Annotated in this window: 17 protein-coding genes; 8 read left to right on the top strand and 9 right to left on the bottom strand. The window is 31.9% G+C overall.

Features of this window, described 5'->3' with window-relative positions; genetic code table 11:
- Positions 1 to 40 precede the first annotated feature (40 nt).
- The 5 genes from BUA99_RS12630 to BUA99_RS12650 are packed head-to-tail and all read left to right on the top strand — an operon-like array spanning position 41 to position 2,807.
- Positions 41 to 382, top strand: a complete 342-nt coding sequence (locus tag BUA99_RS12630; protein ID WP_072992936.1) for a hypothetical protein — start codon at positions 41 to 43, stop codon at positions 380 to 382.
- 24 nt (positions 383 to 406) lie between these two features.
- Positions 407 to 997, top strand: coding sequence for a YqaA family protein (locus BUA99_RS12635; protein WP_084673549.1), 591 nt, complete (start codon positions 407 to 409; stop codon positions 995 to 997).
- A gap of 4 nt (positions 998 to 1,001) precedes the next feature.
- The gene (locus BUA99_RS12640) at positions 1,002 to 1,616 is read left to right on the top strand and encodes a YqaA family protein (protein WP_072992943.1); all 615 of its coding nucleotides are present in this window, start codon (positions 1,002 to 1,004) and stop codon (positions 1,614 to 1,616) included.
- A 5-nt stretch (positions 1,617 to 1,621) separates the two neighbouring features.
- Complete coding sequence (locus BUA99_RS12645; RefSeq protein WP_072992946.1) at positions 1,622 to 2,548, top strand: TerC family protein; 927 nt, start codon at positions 1,622 to 1,624, stop codon at positions 2,546 to 2,548.
- Between the two features lie 10 nt (positions 2,549 to 2,558).
- Positions 2,559 to 2,807: a TFIIB-type zinc ribbon-containing protein gene (locus BUA99_RS12650; protein ID WP_072992948.1), complete on the top strand. Its 249-nt coding sequence runs from the start codon at positions 2,559 to 2,561 to the stop codon at positions 2,805 to 2,807.
- Between the two features lie 250 nt (positions 2,808 to 3,057).
- Here the strand turns inward: BUA99_RS12650 and BUA99_RS12655 are convergent, their stop codons facing one another.
- A complete protein-coding gene (locus BUA99_RS12655; protein WP_072992951.1) occupies positions 3,058 to 5,352 on the bottom strand; it encodes a glycosyltransferase in 2,295 nt (764 codons plus the stop codon).
- A gap of 525 nt (positions 5,353 to 5,877) precedes the next feature.
- Positions 5,878 to 7,401 carry a S10 family peptidase gene (locus tag BUA99_RS12660; RefSeq protein WP_072992953.1) on the bottom strand — a complete coding sequence of 508 codons (1,524 nt, stop codon included), beginning with the start codon at positions 7,399 to 7,401 and terminating at the stop codon, positions 5,878 to 5,880.
- Positions 7,402 to 7,819: 418 nt separating this feature from the next.
- On the opposite strand from BUA99_RS12660, the gene BUA99_RS12665 reads away from it, so the two are divergent.
- The 3 genes from BUA99_RS12665 to BUA99_RS12675 all read left to right on the top strand — a co-directional run bounded on the left by BUA99_RS12665 (position 7,820) and on the right by BUA99_RS12675 (position 9,904).
- The gene (locus BUA99_RS12665; RefSeq protein WP_072992956.1) at positions 7,820 to 8,674 is read left to right on the top strand and encodes an NAD(P)H-hydrate dehydratase; all 855 of its coding nucleotides are present in this window, start codon (positions 7,820 to 7,822) and stop codon (positions 8,672 to 8,674) included.
- A gap of 74 nt (positions 8,675 to 8,748) precedes the next feature.
- Positions 8,749 to 9,543, top strand: a complete 795-nt coding sequence (locus BUA99_RS12670; RefSeq protein ID WP_072992959.1) for a HipA family kinase — start codon at positions 8,749 to 8,751, stop codon at positions 9,541 to 9,543.
- Complete coding sequence (locus BUA99_RS12675; protein ID WP_072992962.1) at positions 9,521 to 9,904, top strand: DUF3037 domain-containing protein; 384 nt, start codon at positions 9,521 to 9,523, stop codon at positions 9,902 to 9,904. The genes BUA99_RS12670 and BUA99_RS12675 overlap by 23 nt, the downstream gene beginning before the upstream one ends.
- A 267-nt stretch (positions 9,905 to 10,171) precedes the next feature.
- Here the strand turns inward: BUA99_RS12675 and BUA99_RS12680 are convergent, their stop codons facing one another.
- The 7 genes from BUA99_RS12680 to BUA99_RS12715 form a co-directional block, all read right to left on the bottom strand.
- Positions 10,172 to 11,497, bottom strand: a complete 1,326-nt coding sequence (locus BUA99_RS12680) for an MFS transporter (RefSeq protein ID WP_143151768.1) — start codon at positions 11,495 to 11,497, stop codon at positions 10,172 to 10,174.
- Positions 11,498 to 11,517: 20 nt separating this feature from the next.
- Positions 11,518 to 12,954, bottom strand: a complete 1,437-nt coding sequence (locus BUA99_RS12685; RefSeq protein ID WP_072993050.1) for a SusD/RagB family nutrient-binding outer membrane lipoprotein — start codon at positions 12,952 to 12,954, stop codon at positions 11,518 to 11,520.
- 16 nt (positions 12,955 to 12,970) lie between these two features.
- The gene (locus BUA99_RS12690) at positions 12,971 to 16,261 is read right to left on the bottom strand and encodes a SusC/RagA family TonB-linked outer membrane protein (RefSeq protein WP_072992967.1); all 3,291 of its coding nucleotides are present in this window, start codon (positions 16,259 to 16,261) and stop codon (positions 12,971 to 12,973) included.
- 523 nt (positions 16,262 to 16,784) lie between these two features.
- Positions 16,785 to 18,557, bottom strand: coding sequence for a Na+/H+ antiporter NhaA (gene nhaA / locus BUA99_RS12695; RefSeq protein ID WP_084673550.1), 1,773 nt, complete (start codon positions 18,555 to 18,557; stop codon positions 16,785 to 16,787).
- A gap of 327 nt (positions 18,558 to 18,884) precedes the next feature.
- Complete coding sequence (locus tag BUA99_RS12700; protein WP_072992970.1) at positions 18,885 to 19,886, bottom strand: NADP-dependent oxidoreductase; 1,002 nt, start codon at positions 19,884 to 19,886, stop codon at positions 18,885 to 18,887.
- A 1,333-nt stretch (positions 19,887 to 21,219) separates the two neighbouring features.
- Positions 21,220 to 21,408 carry an NAD(P)H-binding protein gene (locus tag BUA99_RS12710; RefSeq protein WP_072992976.1) on the bottom strand — a complete coding sequence of 63 codons (189 nt, stop codon included), beginning with the start codon at positions 21,406 to 21,408 and terminating at the stop codon, positions 21,220 to 21,222.
- Positions 21,409 to 21,694: 286 nt separating this feature from the next.
- Positions 21,695 to 22,687: an NADP-dependent oxidoreductase gene (locus tag BUA99_RS12715; RefSeq protein ID WP_072992979.1), complete on the bottom strand. Its 993-nt coding sequence runs from the start codon at positions 22,685 to 22,687 to the stop codon at positions 21,695 to 21,697.
- Positions 22,688 to 22,852: the final 165 nt, after the last annotated feature.

Below are 22,852 nucleotides of genomic sequence, written 5' to 3' on the forward strand. Positions count from 1 at the left end.
TTTGTGATTTAAAAAAATATGTCAATTATCTAAAATACTTATGATGGATTTATCGGATTTTTATAAGAAAAAGAATAAATATCAAAAGAAACAAGCAATGCAACGCTATTATCAAAATGATGTTTATCAGAAAGATCAATATCAAGGTAGCCGGCCCCGTTTTGATCCATTAGCGTTGCTGGCAAGCTTAAGGAACAATAGGAAACTCAAGGTCGTTTTACTGTTCATTCTTATTATTGTCATAGCCATAATAGTTGGATTACTTGCGATTGTGATACCATTAATTGATACCATTTTTAATTATATATCGCAAAATGGAGTTGCTGGAATTGCTGATGAAGTAATAAAATTTTTAAATAATCTTTGGAATGGCGCAAAATAATGAATTGCTAATAAAAAACAAAAGATGAAAAGGTTACTGTTGCTCAATAGATATTACAAAATAACTCAGTTTTACTCCTTTCTGAAAAATACTGCTGTGAAAGGAGGAATTGCAATTCTTGTTTTTGGTACAATTTTGCTGTTTTTGGAGTACTTTTTTCTAGATTTTAATACTCTTTTAAAAAGTCTTGTTGCCACTTATTCACCTAAAGTAATAATTTTATTTTTTCTTTTATCAGAGACCATTTTGGGTTTAGTTCCGCCAGAAATATTTATTGCATGGGCTTCAAAATCAGCAACGCCTTGGTTATTTCTATTTATTTTAGCAAGTATGTCTTATTTGGGTGGTATAATTGCGTATTTCATAGGTAATAGATTGTTTTTAATCCCTGCTGTAAAAAACCATATAGAAAATAAAATAGCGATCCATATTAATAATTTAAAAAAGTGGGGCGGCTTATTTGTGTTTATCGGTGCTATGTTACCACTGCCACATTCTATTGTCAGTTTAGCATGTGGACTGATTAAATATAATTTTAAACACTATTTATTATGGGCGTTATTTAGATATGTACGATTTGTACTTTATGCATTAATTATTTTTCAAATTTTTTAAAAGAATGAATTGGATTCGAAATTTATATGATTGGGTTTTAAGTTGGGCACAAACAAAATATGGTGCAAGCGTTCTTTTTATTCTGGCTTTTACCGAGTCTATATTTTTTCCTATACCTCCTGATATTTTATTAATAGCTTTAGCTTTAGGAGCATCATCAAAGGCTTTCAAATACGCATTAATATGTACTCTAGGTTCAGTTTCGGGGGCATTTATATGTTACGGAATTGGTAATTATGCATGGCTAAATTCCAGCGGTGAATTTTCTGCCTTCGCTAATTTCTTTTTTGATACCATTCCGGGATTTTCTGTTGCATTGTATGACGGCATAAAGAATTTATTTGTAGAATGGGATTTTTGGGTGATTTTCACAGCTGGTTTTACACCTATTCCTTATAAAGTATTTACAATAACTGCTGGTGCTTTTAATATTAATTTAGCAATGTTTGCACTTGCATCGATTGTTAGTCGAGGAGCTCGATTTTTTATAATTGCGTGGTTAATATGGAAGTATGGGGCGAGTATTAAATTGTTTATCGAAAAATATTTTAATCTTTTAGCTTTAGTAGCAACAGTAGTTTTAATAGGTGGTTTTGTTTTAATTAAATATGTAATTTAGAAATTATGGTAGTAGATGGTTATGTTTGGGCCGGTTTCATTGGCTTTGTATTGTTGATGTTAGCATTAGATTTGGGTGTTTTTCACCGTAAATCGCATGAAATTAAAATTAAAGAGGCTCTTATATGGAGCGCTGTTTGGATTGCACTAGCTTTATGTTTTAATTACGGTATTTACGTATTTATGGGCAAAGAAAAAGCGGTGGAGTTTTTAACCGGTTATGTGATAGAAAAATCGCTTAGTATTGATAATTTATTTGTTTTTATAATGCTATTTACCTATTTCAACGTTGAATCGAAATATCAGCATAAGGTGTTATTTTGGGGAATTTTAGGAGCCTTGGTGATGCGTGCTATTTTTATTTTTGCCGGTGTCGCGTTAATAAATAAGTTTCATTGGATTATTTATATTTTTGGTGCCTTGCTAGTTTTTACAGGTATAAAAATGCTCTTTCATAAAGATGAGAAAATTGATCCTGATAAGAACCCTTTAGTCCGATTATTTAAGAAATTTTTTCCTGTTACCGATCAAGATCAGGATGGTAAGTTTTTTATTAAATTAAACGGCCGCACATTTGCAACGCCTCTGTTTGTAGTTCTTTTAATGGTAGAATTTACCGATTTGATTTTTGCAGTTGATTCTATACCTGCAATTCTAGCCATTACAAATGATACATTCATCATTTTTACCTCTAATGTTTTTGCGATATTAGGTTTAAGAGCTTTGTATTTTGCATTAGCTGGAATAACTAAATATTTCTATTATTTGAAATACGGTTTATCGGCAATTTTAGTTTTTGTAGGTGTAAAAATGACAATTGTAGATTTTTATAAAATTCCTATTCATTACTCACTAATAGTAATCGCTAGCATTCTTGTTCTATCCATATTAACTTCAGTATTGTTTCCTAAAAAAGATACATTAATTAACTAAATTAAATATTATGAATTGTCCTACTTGTAAAGTTCCCCTTGTTATGTCAGACAGACAAGGAATAGAAATTGATTATTGTCCGCAATGTCGCGGAATTTGGTTAGATCGTGGAGAGTTAGATAAAATAATCGAAAGATCTGCTAATGAGCCTCAAGCTAATGTTCCAACACCTCAACAACCTTTATTTGGCAATCAGCCACAACAAGGTTACTATAAGGATCAAAGGAAAAAACATTGGTTAAATGACTTATTCGATTAGTGAAGTTATATTTTAAAAGTAAAATCGCATTATTATAAAATAGTGCGGTTTTTTGCACTTATTTAGTGGAAGTAACTGTAAATTAATTTATACCTTATAAAATAGTTTCTTCTGGAGTTTAATCGTAAAATAAAAGTGTGAAAAGAAAATTTCAATTATCTTTTCACACTTTTTTAATATGTAATAAATCCAATAGCAGGTACGCTATGTGTTTTTAGCAAGCAAGTTTATCGCTATTTTTAATATATCTTTAAATCGTTATAGGAACAAAAGAAGCTATCTTTTTACTACTTTGAAAACTTTTTAATCTTGAAACGTAATTGTTTTTCTTCTTTTCAACATAAGTTTCTGCTAATAGTCGAGCTGATAAATAACAAACTGTAGATTCTGCGCCTTGATTTAAATTAACGTTTTCTTTTTCTAAACCATCATAACAACCGCCTGTAATAGGATTGTACATAATATGGTTCAGATGATTTTTTCCTAAGTACCAATCAAAAGCTAACTGCAAATAACTTTTATAAAAGGTATCGCCAAAAGATTTGTAAAATAAATCTAGTGCATTCATCATATAACAAGCTTCTATAGGTTGTTCGCCATATTGATGCGGAATAGCACCTTTTTGATGCCAACCTTTATTGCTAATGATTTTGAATGTATCATCTACAAACATTTTCGAAATTAAGAAATCCATAGATGCTATCGCAATAGTTTTTGTGCTTTCTTTTCCAGTTACAAGATAGGAAGCAAGTAAAGCTTCTGGTAATACACTGTTAGCATATGTTAATTTATTTTCAAACCAATTCCAGTTTGGTGTACTTGTTACTTTGTATAGACGTTTAACTTTTTCTGAAAGTTCATCGATAATATCTTTCAACGTTATTGTTGGCATATAGCTGTGTAAATAGCAAAGACCTTTTATCGAGAAACAAATTGCTCTGGGCGAACTCAAATTTTTTAAAGTATCTATCGACTTATTAATACATAAATTAGCTTTATATATTAGTGAATAGGGAAGTGCATATTGATTTAAAGTTAATAAATATCCAAGAGCCCAAATCGCTCTACCATTAGAGTCTTCAAGATTTTCATCATTATTACGTGGTTCAACAACGTTAAATTGATCGACATAATTGATAAAATTACCATCAGGTAATTGGCATCGAATCATGAAATTTAAGTAGGTTTTCATATACTCGATATCTGATGCATCTTCGGTAAGTTGATAATGTTTGCAAATTGAAATTAAAGCCCTCGCATTGTCATCTAGAGTGTAGCCAGAATCTAAATCAGGCTCAGATATTTTTGAAAATTGAATCATTCCGATATTAGTGGTCATGGCTTTTTGATGATCCATTTTTATTTCAGGATAATTCATACTAATAAGATCTAAATCTACAGCAATTTTTTGATATGCATTAATATGCTTTATCGCTGTGTTTTCCCAAGAGGTCTTAGTAGTTTTTGCGTAAGCATTCAGTGCCATTGAGGTTCTCAGCTCAGGATTAGAAAGTAATTTTAATGTTGCTGTTGCAAATTGATCTACATTTTGGATATCGGCTAATATTCCAATATCTGAAGTTAAACTTTCTAAAGTATGCGGGATCTTACTGGCTACAATAGGACAAGAGCAACTCATTGCGTAAGAAAATGTTCCGCTAACGGCTTGATTAGGATCTTTTGAAGTGAATAAGTAAACGTCTGTAGCTTTTAAATAGTCTAATAATTGATTTACTTCTATGTACTCATTCACAAATCGAACATTATTTTGCAAATTTAATTCCTCAACAATTTCTATTAAGGAATTTCGATACACATCTACATCATCAATAATAGTATTTGGGTGAGTTTTTCCTAGTATTAAATACAAAACATTAGGAAATTTTTCCACAATTTTAGGAAGTGCTTTTAATCCAGTTTCTACACTTTTTCCCTGGCCTAAAAGTCCAAAAGTCGATAATATTAAACGGTCTTGTAAATCCAGTTTTGTTTTTGCATTCTCTGAGGTTTCATAATCAACAAGGTGAGTTCCGTGCGGTACAAAAGCAATATTGCTTTCATCTATGTTATAATCTTGTAATAATATCTTTTTTGATTTTTTAGTCATTACAAAAATTGCTTTTGAAAATGTACAAAGCAATTGAACTAAGGCTTTCATCTCTTGATCAGGATTGGGAATCACGCTGTGAAATGTAAAAGCGATCGGTTTTTTTATTTCATTTAAAAAATTTATGAGATAATCTCCATAATGACCACCATATAAACCAAATTCGTGTTGGATATGAACAAGTTTTACATCATCGTCTTCATTAATTAATGCGGCAACTTTTTTATAAGCATCTTTATCCTTTGATTGAAGGTGATAAGCAGAGTCAAGGTTCCCCAACTCATTAAAAGTGATTTCACAAATTTCACAAGTAATGCTTTTACCATATATTTTATTAATTGCATTAATAGTATCCTGCGTAAAAGTAGCAATGCCGCACTGCGTAGGCGGATATGTGGACAAGAAAACAATTTTTGATTTAGTTGCTACAGTCTTCATATTAATTATTTTTAATTTTTATGTTAGTAACTTAATTATATTTTGAATTTCAGGTGTAAAATAAGATCTTAAATATTCAATTTCACACGCGTATATTTCGCAACTACTTCTCTTGTAATTGCTAAACATCTCGTGTAAATCATACGATTTTTACGTAATAGTGAAATGCTTTCTTACTGTTGATTGTCTAGCACTTTTAGAATTAAACCCTCTTTATCAAATTTAAGATGAAAGCTTATTAATTAATTATAGAATTCATTTTATGATTTATAAAATTTACTGAAAATCAAAGCTAATATATTTTACGTAACTATTTGCTATTGAGTATATTAATTTTTTTATTAATATTTATTTTCCTTTATAGTACCCTAAAATTAATATTTATTTTTCTTTGTATGCAGCGAAGGAAGTATTGATCTTTTTGCATAAAAAAAGGCAAATCAAAATAAATTTGATCTGCCTTTTATGATAATTATTTTAAAATTTTTGAGATTATAATTTTTCTGTAATTCTTCTCACTCTAATTTAATACTTAGCTGAAACTCCTTCTTTTGGTAGTGAATTTTTTATAAACTCTCTAATGTCTTCATTTGCGGTTTCTAAATCTTGCTTTCTCAAATACATCATGTGTCCGCTTCTATAGCCTTTCCAACTCATTCTATCTTTTAATTTACCGCTTGGATCCATTTGCCACATGTTATATTTTGAATTAAAATAATCACAAGCACCATCATAATAACCGGATTGCACCATAACATTCAAAAATGGATTTTGAGCCATTGCTTGACGTAAATTTTCACCGGTAGAATCATTTGATCTATCCCATGGATTTACAGGACCAAACATATTGTATTTAAAATCAGTTTTATAATTTAGATTATTGCGCATGTACAAGTTAATCGCAGGTGTAAACGAATGCAGCCATGAGGTCAATTCAGCATTAAAATCAGGTCGATCCCCAGCATCCTTTTTATCAATTCCTTTGTAACGCGAATCCAAGCGTCCGACTGTAAAACCTTGATCACGCAATAATTCCTTCCAGAAATAATTTAAAGGAATATCTAGATTATTTTGCAACACCACTTTTTCAGAAATACCAGAGTATCGTGCAATTTTTGCAGCAATTTCTTTTCTTTTTTGTTCGTCAAGTGAACTGCCTTTGCTCAATGATGGCAGCAATTCATTCATTGTGAAATTTTCTACTTCGGGAAGCATTTCGGTTAAGTCTTTATTTTGTAAATCGGGACTCAACATTTTATGATACCAAGCAGTAGCCGCAAAATACGGAAGTTTTAAGGCTGCTTCAGCAGCAACTCCACGAGTTATTCCTAAATCAGTGGGCGAAACTAAAATTACGCCATTTAAATACATCCACTGATTGTTTTGTAATTGTAAAGCAAGACCAGATACTCGCGTTGTACCATAGCTTTCACCAATTAAATATTTTGGAGATGCCCAGCGATTGGTTCGAGTTACAAAACTGCCAATCCAATCTGCTAAATATTTTATATCGGCATTTGTTCCAAAAAACTTTGTTTTAGGCACATCTTTGCTTGTTGCTCTTGAGTACGCTGTATTAACAGGATTTACAAAAACAACATCTGCAACATCTAATATAGAATAAGGATTTTCTTTGATGCTATATGGTTGCAAAGGATATCCTTCATCATCTATGTTTATTAAACTAGGTCCTGTATATGCAATTTGCATCCAAACCGAAGCTGATCCTGGTCCACCATTAAATGAAATTACTAGAGGTCTTGCCGCTCGATCTTTAATATTGGATCGCTCGTAATACGTGTAAAATAACCCCGCAATAGCTTTTCCATCTTCGTCCCAAACAGGCATTGTCCCAGTTGTTGCTTTATAAGCAATTTTTTGACCTTTAATCGTAGTGGTATGTTCAGTAATTATACTTTGATCAGGATTAAATAATAGGTTAGAAGCAGAATCAGTTTCCTTTGTATCAGTTTTGGAATTTTTATCCTCTTGAGCTTGGACAGTTGTCACCGCTACAGTTAGCAGTAAAAGACATAGAAATTTTTTCATTAATCAATTTTTAAATGGATAGTTATTAGCGATACTAAAGTATTGTTTTTTCAACTAATAACAAAAAAAGACGGAAACGTATTTAGAATTAATAAATTTATCATCTATTTGATAGGTTTACAAAGTTATTTCTTAAACAACATAAATTTTTTAATTTTATCGTTAGTCTAAAGGTGAGACCGTTTAAGATCATTTTTTACACAGAGCCTGAGCAAGTTTAAATATATTCGTGTAATTTGAATTTGGATTTTAATGCTACATTTTTTTTTGTAAACGAATTACCGCTCTATTTTATAAATAATTATTGAAAATTTTTTAATTTAAAATGTCCATTTTAGGTAATCTTATTTATCTTTTACTTTAAACAAGAAATAGAATTCATTTAAAAAATGTATTTTTAAAAAAAACTATCATAGTTATGGAGTCAACAATAATTGATCAAAAAGAAATAGTAAAGCGCTATAAAACGATTGATGAGCATACGCACAAAGGTATTCAAGGACATGCATTATTCATTGGCGGAAGTTATGGAAAAATAGGATCTGTATGTTTGTCATCTAAAGCTGCTTTAAGAACAGGTTGTGGACTAGTAACTACTTTCATACCAAAATGCGGTTATGAAATTCTACAAGCCACCATTCCTGAAGTGATGGTTTTATGCGATGCTGAAGATAAATATATTACTGAAATCAATTTTGATATCGAGCCAAATGCCATTGGAATAGGACCAGGGTTAGGGCAGGAGATTTTTACGCAAAATGCTTTTCATCAATTTCTAAAATCTAATAATAAACCACTTGTTATTGATGCAGATGCGTTAAACATTTTATCAATTAATAAATCATGGCTTGAGTTATTACAACCTAAAACAATTTTAACGCCGCACCTAAAAGAACTGGAAAGATTAATAGGTAAATGGAAAACTGAGGAAGAAAAATTTGAAAAGACACGTGTCTTTTCTAAACAATATCATTTGATTATCGTAATGAAAGGTGCGCCAACATACATTGTAGATAGTGATACGGTGTATAAAAATAGTACCGGAAATCCAGCACTTGCAACAGCAGGAAGTGGCGATGTTTTAACGGGAATGATATCGAGTTTATTAGCGCAATCTTATAATGCCATTGATGCGGCAATTATTGGAGTTTATCTTCATGGGCTGACCGCTGATATTGCGTTGCCAAAGACGGGTTATCAGTCTTTTATTGCATCTGATATTATCAAAAACATAGGAAAAGCATACTTGACATTAGAAAGAAACAGCAAATAACACAACATCATGCAAAGTAGTTGTAGTTATTTGTAATTTTGTAAGGGCTAAAAAGGCTTATTTAAATTTACAATATGGAAAACAAACCCCATCTAAGAACTGTAAATGTTACTCGATATATCATTCCATTGCGCGAAGGTGGTTCACTTCCAGCTTTGGCAGAAGCCGACGATGATTTTAAATATGTTTTAAAATTTAAAGGAGCCGGTCACGGTGTTAAAGCGTTGATAGCTGAATTAATTGGTGGAGAAATTGCGCGAGTCATAAAGTTGAAAATGCCCGAACTTGTTTTTGCAAATCTCGACGAAGCTTTTGGACGCACTGAAGCGGATGAGGAAATTCAAGATTTGCTGCAAGGCAGTCAAGGGCTTAATTTAGCTTTACATTATTTATCTGGAGCTATTAATTATGATCCCGTGGTAACTGTTGTAGATGCAAAATTAGCTTCACAAATTGTTTGGTTAGATGCGTACATAACTAACGTAGATCGAACTTTTAGAAATACAAATATGTTAATGTGGCATAAGGAATTATGGCTTATAGATCATGGAGCTTGTTTATATTTTCATCATTCATGGAACAATTGGGAAAAACACGCTCAAAGTCCTTTTGCGTTAATAAAAGATCATGTTTTGTTGCCTCAAGCTTCGCTTTTAGAAGAGGTTGACGCGGAGTTCAAAGCTATTTTGTCGCTGGAAGTATTGCAATCAATTGTTAATTTAATTCCGGAACAATGGCTTATTTGGGAAGATAGTGAAGACACTCCCGAAGTTATTAGAAATGTCTATCTACAATTTTTATCCACAAGACTAAATTATTCTGAAATTTTTATAAATGAAGCTCAAAATGCAAGGAAAACACTTATATGAGTATGCGGTAATCCGTGTTGTACCTAAGGTAGAACGCGAAGAATTCCTCAATGTAGGTATTATCATTTTTTGCAAACAAGCGAAGTTTATAAAAGTTATTTGTTTTATTAACGAAGCTAAAATCCAGCTTTTTGCAGCCGATCTCGATTGTGAACAATTGCAATCAAATTTGCTGGCTTTTGAAAAAGTGGCTCATGGAGAAAAGTCAGCAGGCCCAATTGCGCAGTTCGATATTTCGTCGCGTTTCAGGTGGTTAACAGCGCTCCGAAGTTCAACAATTCAAACTTCAAGACCTCACCCTGGAATGTGTGACGACTTAGAAAAAACGGCTCAAAGATTATTAGAAGAAATGGTTTTATAATAGAGTTCAAATTTTTTTTAAATACTGACTTAAATTAGCGTTTTTTATAAAATTATTTTGCTGTATTTTCTGTAGTATATATTGCGCATCGCTTATTTACATTTTTAGATTTTGTTATAATACTAAATCTAATCCGTTACTGGTGCTTATCTACAATAATTACTGGCAACGGATTTTTATTAAATTTAGAATAAAAAACTTTTAATAAATAGCAAATATCATCATCTATAATTTTTTTAAATGTCACAGTTTACTTTTCTATCATATTTAAATTTCTTGTTCAATCTCTGATATTTTTTCTACTTGTTGTGAAATATTTATAAATTGGAGCACAGCCCAAGCTAAAGCGATAAATGCGCCAAAGAATATGAAAGTGTTATTCCAATCAAAATTGTCTTTTATTGGACCAATTAAAAATGCTCCGGCAATAGATCCTACAGCACCCATAGTCATAAATATTGTAAATTGACTTGCAGATATGTTTTTAGAACAGCATTGCATTGCTATCGCAAATACACCAATTTTTGCAAAGGCGTTAATCAGCCTGTACACAATAATAAAACCATTAAGCATCTCGCTATCCTGCCAGTATTTAGTTCCATAATGTAATGCTACCACAAGCATTATAATCAGAAAAAAATAAATATTGATCATAAGTTTCTTTCCAAATTTTTCTATCAAATAACCACCTGCTAACATTCCCATAATTCCACCAATTAAATCAGCTGTGGCAAATGTTTGCGAGTAGTGTAAATTAGTCCACCCAGTAATTTTTACCGCAAAAATGGGAAGTAAATGTTCAAAAAAGTTGTAAGCTCCTTGAGTTATAAATAATAGAATAACCACTAACAATGAATTTCGCAATCTAAATACTTTGTACAATGCTGTAAGAATTACTTTCCAATCTGATATTTGTAAATCTTTTGAAATTTCAGAGGCTTTACCAGCTGTAAACGGAAATATTTTTTCTCCTTTTTGTTCTCTCAGTACTATTGGAACAATTGTAATAACTGCCACTAATGCAAACAAAGTTAACATTGATGCTTCAAAACTATATTCATTCAAAATCCAACTGCATAGTACCAATGATAATGAACTTCCTACCATCCTTGAACCTTGCATATAGCCATTGGCTCTTGCTTGTTGCTCAGGAGGTACGACATCAACAGCCATTGCGTCTCCCGCAGCATCTTGCATGGCCCCAAATGTTGATACTAAAAAAGCGGCAATCATAAATGTATTTAGATTATTCAAAGGATCGGGTACAAAGGCAAATCCAATTATACTTAACATTAGACCCAAATGACTGAGTAAAACCCAAGGTCTTTTTCTTCCCATTGGTAGATAGGTGTATCTATCCATTAAGGGTGCAATAATAAATTTGAATGTCCAAGGTAAAGAGCAAGCCACTGCAAAGCTTCCTATTTCGCTAGGAGATTTACCTTGCATTGCCATCCAAGCGGGTATGCCTACAAATAGCATTCCTTGTGCAAGACCCTCGGCAAAATATAAAGCTGAAAAATTGAAATATCTTAAGAACGCACTCTCCGAGAGTGTAGGTAAATTATCTATTTTAGGCATAAAATGTATCAAAAATGAATTTTAAATGGTAATTAGAGCTTTGGAAAAATTGAAACTTCAGAAAATTGAGTTGGAATAGGTTTCGGTACATTTGGATTAGTATTAATTTCCTGCTGTGGATATATAAAACGTTGTGGTTTTACTGTTCCAGTTGCTAAGTTTATAGGTAATTGAACTACAGGCAAGGCGGAGGCTAATCGGCGGTAATCGTTAAAAGCTTCATATTGCATTAAGAAAATTATATAACGTTGGCTAATAATTTCATATAGTAATGCTTTCTGTTCTGTTGGTAAATTAGTAGGATTTGCTAAACCAGAAAAATTAAAATCTTCTAAAACGTAAGCATCATATTTTCTATTTATCGTTGAAAAAGTTTTTCCATTTAAATATCCTGTTGCTAAAGTAGCTCTAACCTTATTTAAGGCAGTCAACGCATCATCAAGATTTCCAAGTCTAGCTTGTGATTCAGCAGCGATTAATTGATTTTCATAAAATGTAATTATTGGATGAGGTGCGTCAGCTGTAAAAGCTCCATCGGCTGTGTTTGGATCTAAATTATTAGGCGCTGTAATACCTACCTTGATGTAATGATTGTATAATGCGGTTTCATTTGTTTTGGAATTAAATGAATTGATTCGGCTCTGCATTAATGTCTTTAAAAAGCTATTTTCAAAACCAGTATCTCCCGCGCGGCTAACTCTAAAAAAATCATAGTTCTGATTCGTGTTTTGACCTTGGCTAGTTCCATGCGGAATTAATCCATCAGCAGCTGAATTTTGAATTCCAAAATTGGCACTCGCTATTGCCTGCGGATAGTTCTTTGTGTGCAAATACAACCTAGCTTTTAAGGTATTGGCTAAAGCTTTCCATTTATTTACATTTCCTTGATAAATGAAATCATTTGCTCCAAACGCTAATCCAGAAGGTTCCGATAAATTTACGATCGCCTTATCCAGAGTAATTTGCAATGCATTATAAACGTCGATTTGCTTATCAAAAATAGGAGTGGGGAATTTATCTCGGTCGAAAGCTTGGCTGTAAGGTACGTCTCCGTATAAGGATGTCGCTTTGGTTATAACTAACGCTTCTAATACTTGCCCAACACCTTTTGTCCATTTATCTCCAAGAACATCTGCTTTAATTTGGATCAGTCGCGCTTGGTTTCCTATGGGATACAGATTGTTCCAATTAAAAGTTTGGGAAGAAACAATATACTGACCAAAACCTAAATGTGCTCTAGATAAACCAGTCAATTCACCAGCCCACATCGAGGCAATTCTTACATCGGTGTCTTCGTGAACAAAAGCTACCCCAAGGATTGTTCCTGATAATAATGTTTTAACATCAACATCTGTTACTGCATTAGGATTACTTTTAATGTCTTTATCATCAAATGAATCAGAGCAACTATTAAATGTATAAAGCATAAAAAGAGTAACAATAGGGAAAAATATACGAAAGTTTTTCATTTTTAATTTTCTAAAATTAATATTTGACAAGAACGGTAAATAATAAAGATTTGGTACTAGGATTTGTAAACCAATCTTGACCTCTTGCAAGTCCTGCACCAGTTACATTTGATTCAGGATCAGTGCCACTGTATTTAGTCCAAAGGATTAAATTCCTTCCTGTAAGCGAAAAATTAATTTTGGATAATTGATTGCTTTTAAAAAATTTGACATTTTTTAAAGAATAAGATAAAGTAACTTCTCTAAGTCTAGAAGCACTTCCATCTTCAATAAATTGTTTGTAAGATGCTGTATTCGAAGCAGAGCCCCTCCCTTGATACCAAGCTTGATTTAATGCTACGGGTCCAGCGCCAAAATCTGTAATTTCACCTTGGAAAGTAGTTCCTGCAGCAATTGTTTTTCCACTAACATCTTTAATTCCACCAGTAGGTGCTGTAGCAGTATTTCCAACATCAGCGTGCGTTCCAAAAGCATATAATGAACCTCTAGTTCCGTTAAAAATATCATTTCCTTGAACCGTGTCAAACAGCATAAACAGTGCGAAGTCTTTATATGAAAATGTGCTTCCAATTCCTGCTCGCCATTCTGGATTGGGATTTCCTATTACTTCTACACCTGTACCCGCTTGAGGAAAACCATTAGTGTCTAGAACATAGGAACCGCTATCGTTTTTTAAGAAATCAGTAGATAAGAATACGCCAAAAGGTTGTCCAACAACTAATGAGGCATTTGCTATAAAACTGTCTGGCAACGAATAAGAATTTGCACCTGCTAGAGAGATTACTTTATTTTTGTTTGTAGAAAAATTAGCTGAAATATTCCATTTAAAATCATTAATCTTTATGACATCTAAGTCCATTTCTAATTCAATTCCCTTATTTTCTAATTCGGCAGCGTTGCTATTATATGTTGTAAAACCTGTAGAAGCAGGTAAACTAATGGGTAGAATCACATCTTTAGTCTTGTTAAAATAGGCAGTTGCTGCAAAACTCACACGGTTCTTAAAAAATCGAAAATCAACACCAACCTCTGTTTCCGTCTTTATTTCTGGTCTTAATGAATCATTTCCAGCTATTGTACTTTGAACATATCCACCGTTGTAAATTGCACTAATACCTGACAATCCACTAGAGAAGCCATCGATATAATTCGCAGCATTAAAATTATTAAAATTCTGATAAGGTTGTGGTTGAATACCAACTTGTCCCCAAGTCAATCTTAGTTTTCCAAAATTAAAAAGAGACTGGTCATTAAAAAGTTCTAATTTGCTAAATTGCCATGCCAAGGCTGCAGATGGAAAGAAGAAATTATTTTTAGTTTTATTACCAAATGTCGACGCAGCTTCATTTCTACCGGTTAAAGTTAAAAACAACATATCATAGGCTTCAAAATCAGCTTGTGCATAAAATCCGTAAGTAACATTTAATGAATTGAAATTACTGGCAGATAAATTAGTGCTAATCGCATTAGTTAAAATATCAGGTGCTGTTGGAATAATAAAATTGGTAATACTACCTGTTAAACTTTCTCGTCGTCTACTGTTATAATTAAAACCTAATAATAAGGAACCATTAAAATCAGCACTGATCGTTTTTTTTGCAATTACAAATAGATCAGTGTTAAATTGTTTTTCCGTAACCCAATTTTTGGAAAGTAAACCTCTTGGAAAATTAGCTGAATTTCGTGCAAAACGTTCTAACCTATTGTCGTTATAATTATCAATGCCAACTCTAGCCGTTGTAGTTAACCAATCGACAGGAGTTAGATCTAGCTGTAGACTACCGACGATCCTGTCAACTTCACTCGAATTGTAATTGTTTGTGATATTCCAGTTAGGATTAGCGTAAATTGTATTCAAATCTTTTCCTAGCGGATTTCGGTACGAAACATGAGCATTAGGAAATAATTGACCGCTTGGATCAGTATAAGTACCATTGTAAAAATTATTGTTGAAATCAGCAGGTGTTCTCAAACTACTTAGTAAAATTCCATCTGCATTATCACCTTCTTGCACTCTGTTAGAATTTATTTTAGTGTAACCAATATTAGCGGTAGCTGTAAACCAATTAGTAAGTTTATTGGTGACATTAAGTCGAACTGTTTTTCGCTCGTAATCACTTGCACTTCTTACCACTCCATCTTGATTTAGATTTCCAAAACTTAAAGCAAAAGTTGATTTTTCATTCCCACCACTAATGTTAAAAGAATTGTCAACAAAATAGCCTGTTTGAAAAGCATCCTTTGTATGATCGAAGGTTGAAGTATCTCTCTTCCCGCCATGAGGATTTGCTGAATTTCCTGCGGCAATTGTATATCTTAAAGATCCATCAGCAAGAGTTACGTAACCTTGGTATCCTGCAGCAGTTGGATTTGTTATATATTGATCTTCACCGCCTAATCGATCAGAAATAATATCTCCAAAACTAGCACGATTACTTTGATTATAAATACCGTCTGAACCTTGCCCATAACGTGTTTGTAGTTTATGAGATTTATTTACCTGGTCAAACGAAACCGTAGATTTAAAAGAAATATCTATTTTCCCGCCTGTATTTTTACCTTTTTTAGTTGTGATAACTATTACTCCATTTGCAGCTCTAGATCCCCAAACCGCAGCAGCAGATGCACCTTTCAAAACTTCAACTCTCTCAATATCATCAGGATTTATATCATTAATTCGGGATTGTTGAATAATTCCATTGCTTTTTGCAGCTCCTATATTATCACTAGAGTTACTTACAGGTATTCCATCAATAATAAAAAGAGGTTGTGCATTTCCACTAATTGTGTTTTGTCCTCTAATTTGAATATATGATCCTGCTCCAGGATCACCGCCATTTCTTGAAACTATAACCCCAGAAACCTTTCCGCTTAAACCATTCAATACTCCTGTTTCTCCTGATTTTGCAATAGTGTTCCCCTTTAGTGAAGTTACTGATGAGGCAAACTTATCCCTTTCTCCTTTAACTCCTAAAGCAGTTATTACCACATTATCAAGTTCATTAATGTCGTCAACTAGTGAGATATTAATAATCGACCGACCATTAATATTTTGTCTAACTGTTTTTGTTCCAATGAATGAAAAAATTAAGGTTGTAGCAGATTGTGGTATATTTAAAGTGTATTTTCCTGACGCATCTGTTAAAGTATTTATTGTGCTTCCTTCTACATTTATTGTTACGCCTTCTGCGATCTTATTATTATAGGACAAAGTAACTGTTCCAGAGATTTGTTTGTTTTGTCCGTAAATTAATTGAGAGTTTAGTAAAAAAGTTAAAAGAGTAATCGCGAGTATTTTTTGAATCATAAAGGTAAATTTTAATTATAGATAGGTAATTAATTTAAATTAAGCAATTTTTAAAGTGGTATTATAATTAGTAACCCAAATTATTTAATATCATCGTCTTATGAATTTTATTGAAAGATTTAAATGAAAATAAACAATTCTTTAATAAAACTTTAAGCTTTATTTAGAATAATTTGCGAATTTATATATTATAATTTGTTTAGAACTTACACAATTCATAAATTTTCATATATAATTTATAAGTTTTATAATAAATTTCTCATTGATTTTTATACTCATCACTGCCGCTTGAAATAAGAGTTAACGGTGCTCTGTTTAAATTTTATTGAATATATTATAATTTTCAATTCAGTATTCAAACTAATACTTTAATCAATTCTAATAAGATTTAGGAAATTCGCTTTTTTAAATTCTCTGATAATGATTTTAAAAAAAAAGTTTTAATCTCTTAGTGTAAATAAAATAAACCATTATTTAGCTATTGCTTGTTCAAAACTCCTTTTATTCTAATTATATGTAATGACTACTTAGATATCGGAATATTAATAGCTCTTTTCAATATTAACAGACCAAATATAGCAGATAGCGCAGAGGCTATTAGTACGCTTAATTTTGCACCATTCAAAATCGAACCATCAAAAGCTGCGCTTGCAACAACAATTGACATGGTAAAACCGACGCCAGCTAAGCATGCTGCCCCAATTAGTTGAAGCCAAGTAATTTCTTTGGATAAAGAAGCCAGATTAAATTTGGATGCCATCCAACAAAATCCCACTATACCCAGAGGTTTTCCAATACATAATCCCACTATTATGCCGAAATTAACAGGGGTAATTATATTGTATTGTACTCCAACTAATACTATTCCAGTGTTAAAGAAAGCAAATAAAGGTAGTATTAGATAATTAACTCCTTTTTCTAATGAATGCTCTAAATCTTCTCCAGGACCAGTTAATCTGTTAATAGCTTTATTTATCGATTGTATGGAACTACGCCTAATATTTTCTTGACGATTGTCTAATTCTTTAACATTAACTATTTCTTGTTTAAATATCACGCTGGCCTGAGCTGCAATACCTATTAAATTTCCTTTTCTTCTAGATGGAATTGCTATTGCAGTTATAACCCCAGCAAGGGTTGCATGCAGTCCGCTTTGATAAATAAAAAACCAAAGAAAAACGCCTAAAACGATGTAAATTGCGTTAGAATACACTTTGTAATAGTTAAGAATTCCCATTATTATTACAATAACTAGTGCCACAGTAAATGCATTAATATGAAAGCCGTCTCCATAAAATAATGCGATGACAATAATAGCACCTAAGTCATCAGAAATAGCTAATGCAGAGATAAAAGTCTTTAACGCCATGGGTACCTTGCTTCCTAGCATCGACATAAATCCTAATGTGAAGGCGATATCAGTAGCCATTGGAACTCCCCAGCCGTGAGCACTCTCCTCATTGTAGTTGATTAATGCATACAATAACGCTGGAATTATCATACCGCCAAGTGCTCCTATAACAGGCATAGTGGCCTTTTTTATATTCGATAATTCTCCAAAAATTATTTCTCTTTTTATCTCTAATCCTATTAACAAAAAGAAAATTGCCATCAATCCATCGTTAATCCAGGTTTCTAAAGGCAAAAGAAAGTTGTATTCACCGGCAGAAAAGCCTAATTTAAAATCGCGCAAAAATTCGTATTCTTCACTAAAACCTATATTTGCAAAAATCAGGGCGACTATAGCAGCAACTAACAGTACCAACGCAGCCGATGCTCCCCATTTTACAAAACTCTCCATGGCTTGCGCAACAGGTCTATTTTTAATGCGTTCAATATATTCTATAAGCGCATTTTCATCCCAAGCACCATCATATAAAACACCGTTTACAGTAACAGCTGGCACTAACTTTACTTCATCCTTTTCAGCAAGAATGATATTATTTTTTAATTCTTTAGTTATTTCTAACGAATTATATTTTTCTTTAAATTTTTGAAAATCAATACCTAGATTTTTAGCCATACTATCAACAATGTCTGGCGTATATTCTCCTTGATGATCTAATAGCAATAAATCCATTTCATTAAGTTTACCAAATGATTTGGCAGTCAAAACTGCCCTTGTGGTTAGCTTGAACTCAGCGTTGTTTACATCGTTAGAAAAATATTGAAATTTCATATTAATCGTATCGCCATAATGTTTGACTACATTATTTAGAATGTGGCGACCATTTCGAGCAATTTTCTTAGTGTAGTCTAAAAACACGACTAGTTCTACTTGGATATCTTTATGCATCAATAATTGTTTAAAAGATTTATCGCATTACAATTTAATAATGAATTTGAGTGCTGCAAGATGAAATCAGTACTAAAATGAGTGAATTAGCTCAAGTCGTGGTCCTTATTATTCTATAAATATTCACTTATTGGTTTTACTTGTGGTTTGCAGTGCTTATAAGCTCAAGAAGTATCAAATATGATGTAAGCTACTTATCATAAATATTTTATCTCATTAATCTCATACTTTTTTAAAATTTTGAGTTTTTTTAATCGATAAAAAAAATAATCAGCTGCACTTTTATATTGCACTTTTTATAATCAAACGGGAAAACCTTATTCTAGATTATATTTTGACGATCATTTTTCCTTTGTTTTTTCCTCTAAATAAATCTATAAAAGCAGTAGGTATTTTATCAAAACCCTCTATAATAGTTTCTATATAGTGGAGTTTGCCTTGCTGTAACCACTCTGTTAATTGCATAATTGCCTCGGGGTGTTTGTCTGCATAATTGGAAATTACGAAACCTTGCATAGAAGAACTTGTTTTGATTAAGAATGGTTGTACACTAATACTTCTTGTAAGTTCTGTGCTATTGTAAACAGAAATAGCACCGCAGTTTACTGTTCTTGAGAACTTGTTGATATTAAAAAGTACAGCTTCAGAGATTTCTCCTCCCACATTATCAAAATAAATATCCACCCCTTCAGGACAAGATTTAGCAATTGCTTCGTTCATGTTCTTTGTCGTATTATAATTGATGGCTTCATCAAAGCCGAATTGAGATTTTAGCATGTCCACCTTTTCATCCGTTCCGGCAATTCCCACTACTTTTAAACCAAGTATTTTGCCAATTTGACCTACAACGCTTCCCACCGCTCCTGCTGCACCTGATACTAGTAGTGTTTCACCTTTTTTAGGTTTTCCAATTTCAGTTAATCCCAAATATGCAGTGAGTCCTGTCATTCCTAAAACGCCGAGATACGCTGAGAGAGCTGCTTTATCTGGATCTACTATTAAAAGTTGATCGGTTTTTATTATTTGAGTTTCTTTCCATTCCAACATACCAGCAACGTGATCGCCTACGCTATATTTTGTGTTCTTGGATGCTAAAACTTCAGCAACAGCGCCAGATAGTATTGGTTTATTGAGCTCAAATGGCTTGATATATGACTTCGTATCACTCATTCTTCCCCTTAAATAAGGATCCACAGAAATATATTTGGAACTTAATAAAACTTCTCCTTCTTGTAAATCAGCAATGACAGAAGAGGTAAACTCAAAATCTGTCAGCTCAGGAATTCCTGTAGGTCTGTTTTTTAAATTAATTGTTTTTGTTGTGTTCATAGTTTATTTATTATGTTACTTTTTCATTTTAAAAAGTTAATGCTAGATATCAATGATTTTGATACGTCCTAGGGCCTATAGTAAAAGGAAGCTCAAAATAGATTAAATACCATTATTTACAGTAATCTTTATTGTGTTCTATCACTATTCATGTAATTATATTGTTACACTTGATGGCATTATATCATTTTTTTAGTATAAAAATGTATAATTTACTTTTTAGAAATCACAAGCATGCTGGCTAAGCGTCTAAATAAACATTCTACTTTTCTGGTTACCCAAACTTTGTAAAAAATATTTTAACTATACTTTACTATTTGTCTCCATTTATTTTATCTCCATTTACTACCAAGTGCTTTCTACAAATTTATAATCGAAAATAATTGATCTAATTTGCTATCTATACTATTTAGCGTTGTAATTCATTCTGTTAGCAAATCTAAATAGCTGTCTAATTATTTTTAAGTAACTCTGTAAAATTTTCTTCGACTGGAGCTAACGCTTACATTTACATCTTTCTAAACTCGAATTTTTTAGTTTCAGATTTGTAAAAAAATAATTTTTATCGTTTTTAAAATTAAAGGAACGCTTTGCTTTAAATTAAGTATTTCAGACATCTACTTTTAAAGAAAGATTGATGTATATTCTTTTTTATAGAATAAGTATTTATGAAATGTAAATATATATTCATCATATAAATACCTTATCATTAAATTCTGTGGCATTGATCGAGTACTGTTGAATAACGTAAATTTTTAAATATATAGTATCGTTTATGTATTATTTTACTTAAATATTGCTAGGTGTATGTCAAATAAAGAGCGATGTGATGCCTAATTTTTGCTAATTCTTGTGCTGTTGCTCAACTCATTTCTTTACTATGTATTGCTACTCCTATCGCTAAACTAAAACCACCGTTTTAAATTTGTTCGATGCTTATTTTTTATTTACACTTTTTTCTCCTTTTTTTCCACTCAATAAGTACGTTTAATTTACTATCACAACAAGCTGAAAAATCTATTGTAAAAAGTGCTTTAGAAGTGGCATATCGATCAATTAATCCCACCTATACTTTTGACCAACTTACTTATAAAGTTAAAACATTATTTTTTTTATTAGGATTACCACAACCACTTGTTGTTATTTTTGTTGTGTATATTATTTTTATTATTGTAAGATGTAAAATGGCATATATTTTATTTATTACTGACTAAGCGCTTTTTCAATAGCCGTCTCACCAGCTAGAATTTTGAAAACTTGATTTTGTTTTACAACATCATTTAAAACCTCAACTAAGGTTTGGGCAACATCTGTTCTTAAAATACTTCCTTAATTATTTATTTTTTCTTTCTTTTAATTGAATTTTACCTGTTCCTTCTTCGTCATTAAATGAGCCAAGTCTTACTATAGTAAAGTTTAGGCCACAGCTTTTTAAATAATTATTAGCATTTTTTTTTGCTTTCAAATAGTCTTCAAGTGCGTCACTTGCATAGGGATTGTCAGCTCCCATTGAAATACGCATGACATATTTTTTTACTCGAGTTTTTTTACAAGCATCAATCAGTCTTTTTGCTCCTTCTTAATTGCCTTCAAATATAATTTTACCTTTTGACACTGCTGCAAAAGTCATTTTGTGTGCATTTATAACAGTATGATTTAAATCTTGTTCTAAATCAGCTAGAATCACTGTAATATTTTTTTTTCAAATTGTTTCTTTTGTTCTTGCGTCCTCACCATTGCAACTAATACATTTTGAAATTTATTTGTTATTTTATCTTATCTTTTACAATAATAAATTTATTTTCATATTAATTTTTTTTTGACATTTTAACAATCACCTTCCCTTTGGCTCTTCCTGTTGCTAAATATAAATAAGCTTCAATACCATCTTCGAAAGGATAAATTAAATCGATTGTTGGTTTAATAGCTCCATCTTCAACCATTCTACTAATCATATTCAGTTGCTCAACATCAGGCTGCATCCATGTTAGTTTATAAATCGCAGACTTTTTATCGATTAGTTTTGATAAGTTTTCAGGTAAATTATAATCTTTTATACCCATATGTTTAGCTGTATCTTCATCAGGTGGGCCAGAAATTGTTGTCACTTTTCCACCATCTTTGATGATTTCAAAAGCATCAAAGGTATAATCACCTCCTAAAGTGTCAAAAACAATATCTAAATTATTTGCGACCTTTTTGTAATCTTCAGTTTTATAATCGATTACTCGGTCAGCACCTAATGCTTTGACCCAGTCTACATTTTTGCTGCTAGTAGTCGTGTATACGATAGCTCCTTTAACCTTCGCATACTGTATTGCAAAGGATCCTACACCTCCGGATCCAGCATGAATAAGAATTCTGTCATTTTTTTTAATTCCAATATTTTCCAGAGCTTGAATTGCTGTCAGTCCTGTTAATGGAAGTCCTGCCGCTTCTTCAAAAGTACTATTTTTTGGTTTTATCGCTACTAAATCGCTTGTAACGCTAACAAATTCTGCTAGGGTGCCCATTTGTTCTTGTGGTACTCTTGCATATACTTCATCACCGATTGTGAAATTGTTTACATCTGAACCTTTATCAACCACGATACCACTTAAATCAAAACCAATTGTACTAGGTAAGTTTAAAGAAATCATATCTTTCAATTTACCCTCCACCATTTTATAATCAATAGGATTTAATGAAGCTGCTTTTACTTCAACTAAGATATCATTTGCTTTTAAAGAAGGTCTTGCAATCTCATTAATAGACAAGCTGTCTTTGATTTCACCATATTTTACTATTTGTAGCGCTTTCATATCAATTTATTTTAATTTTTAATTTTGGTATAGCGTGAGTGCTATTAATTTTAAATAATAATTTTCAACAAAGTATAATTATTTAGCTGCTTTTTATAAAAATCTTGTAAGACAGCTTTATACTTTTTTATCTAAACCTGTAATAATTCATTTCAACAAGTTGAT

This window comes from Flavobacterium segetis (genome assembly GCF_900129575.1).
Classification (GTDB): Bacteria; Bacteroidota; Bacteroidia; order Flavobacteriales; family Flavobacteriaceae; genus Flavobacterium; species Flavobacterium segetis.

Bases quoted from the DNA above. Each gene is read 5' to 3' on its own strand.
- BUA99_RS12630 (WP_072992936.1), top strand. From the start codon at position 41: ATGATGGATTTATCGGATTTTTATAAGAAAAAGAATAAATATCAAAAG.
- BUA99_RS12635 (WP_084673549.1), top strand. From the start codon at position 407: ATGAAAAGGTTACTGTTGCTCAATAGATATTACAAAATAACTCAGTTT.
- BUA99_RS12640 (WP_072992943.1), top strand. From the start codon at position 1,002: ATGAATTGGATTCGAAATTTATATGATTGGGTTTTAAGTTGGGCACAA.
- BUA99_RS12645 (WP_072992946.1), top strand. From the start codon at position 1,622: ATGGTAGTAGATGGTTATGTTTGGGCCGGTTTCATTGGCTTTGTATTG.
- BUA99_RS12650 (WP_072992948.1), top strand. From the start codon at position 2,559: ATGAATTGTCCTACTTGTAAAGTTCCCCTTGTTATGTCAGACAGACAA.
- BUA99_RS12655 (WP_072992951.1), bottom strand. From the start codon at position 5,352: ATGAAGACTGTAGCAACTAAATCAAAAATTGTTTTCTTGTCCACATAT.
- BUA99_RS12660 (WP_072992953.1), bottom strand. From the start codon at position 7,401: ATGAAAAAATTTCTATGTCTTTTACTGCTAACTGTAGCGGTGACAACT.
- BUA99_RS12665 (WP_072992956.1), top strand. From the start codon at position 7,820: ATGGAGTCAACAATAATTGATCAAAAAGAAATAGTAAAGCGCTATAAA.
- BUA99_RS12670 (WP_072992959.1), top strand. From the start codon at position 8,749: ATGGAAAACAAACCCCATCTAAGAACTGTAAATGTTACTCGATATATC.
- BUA99_RS12675 (WP_072992962.1), top strand. From the start codon at position 9,521: ATGCAAGGAAAACACTTATATGAGTATGCGGTAATCCGTGTTGTACCT.
- BUA99_RS12685 (WP_072993050.1), bottom strand. From the start codon at position 12,954: ATGAAAAACTTTCGTATATTTTTCCCTATTGTTACTCTTTTTATGCTT.
- BUA99_RS12690 (WP_072992967.1), bottom strand. From the start codon at position 16,261: ATGATTCAAAAAATACTCGCGATTACTCTTTTAACTTTTTTACTAAAC.
- nhaA (WP_084673550.1), bottom strand. From the start codon at position 18,557: ATGCATAAAGATATCCAAGTAGAACTAGTCGTGTTTTTAGACTACACT.
- BUA99_RS12700 (WP_072992970.1), bottom strand. From the start codon at position 19,886: ATGAACACAACAAAAACAATTAATTTAAAAAACAGACCTACAGGAATT.
- BUA99_RS12710 (WP_072992976.1), bottom strand. From the start codon at position 21,408: ATGCGTATTTCAATGGGAGCTGACAATCCCTATGCAAGTGACGCACTT.
- BUA99_RS12715 (WP_072992979.1), bottom strand. From the start codon at position 22,687: ATGAAAGCGCTACAAATAGTAAAATATGGTGAAATCAAAGACAGCTTG.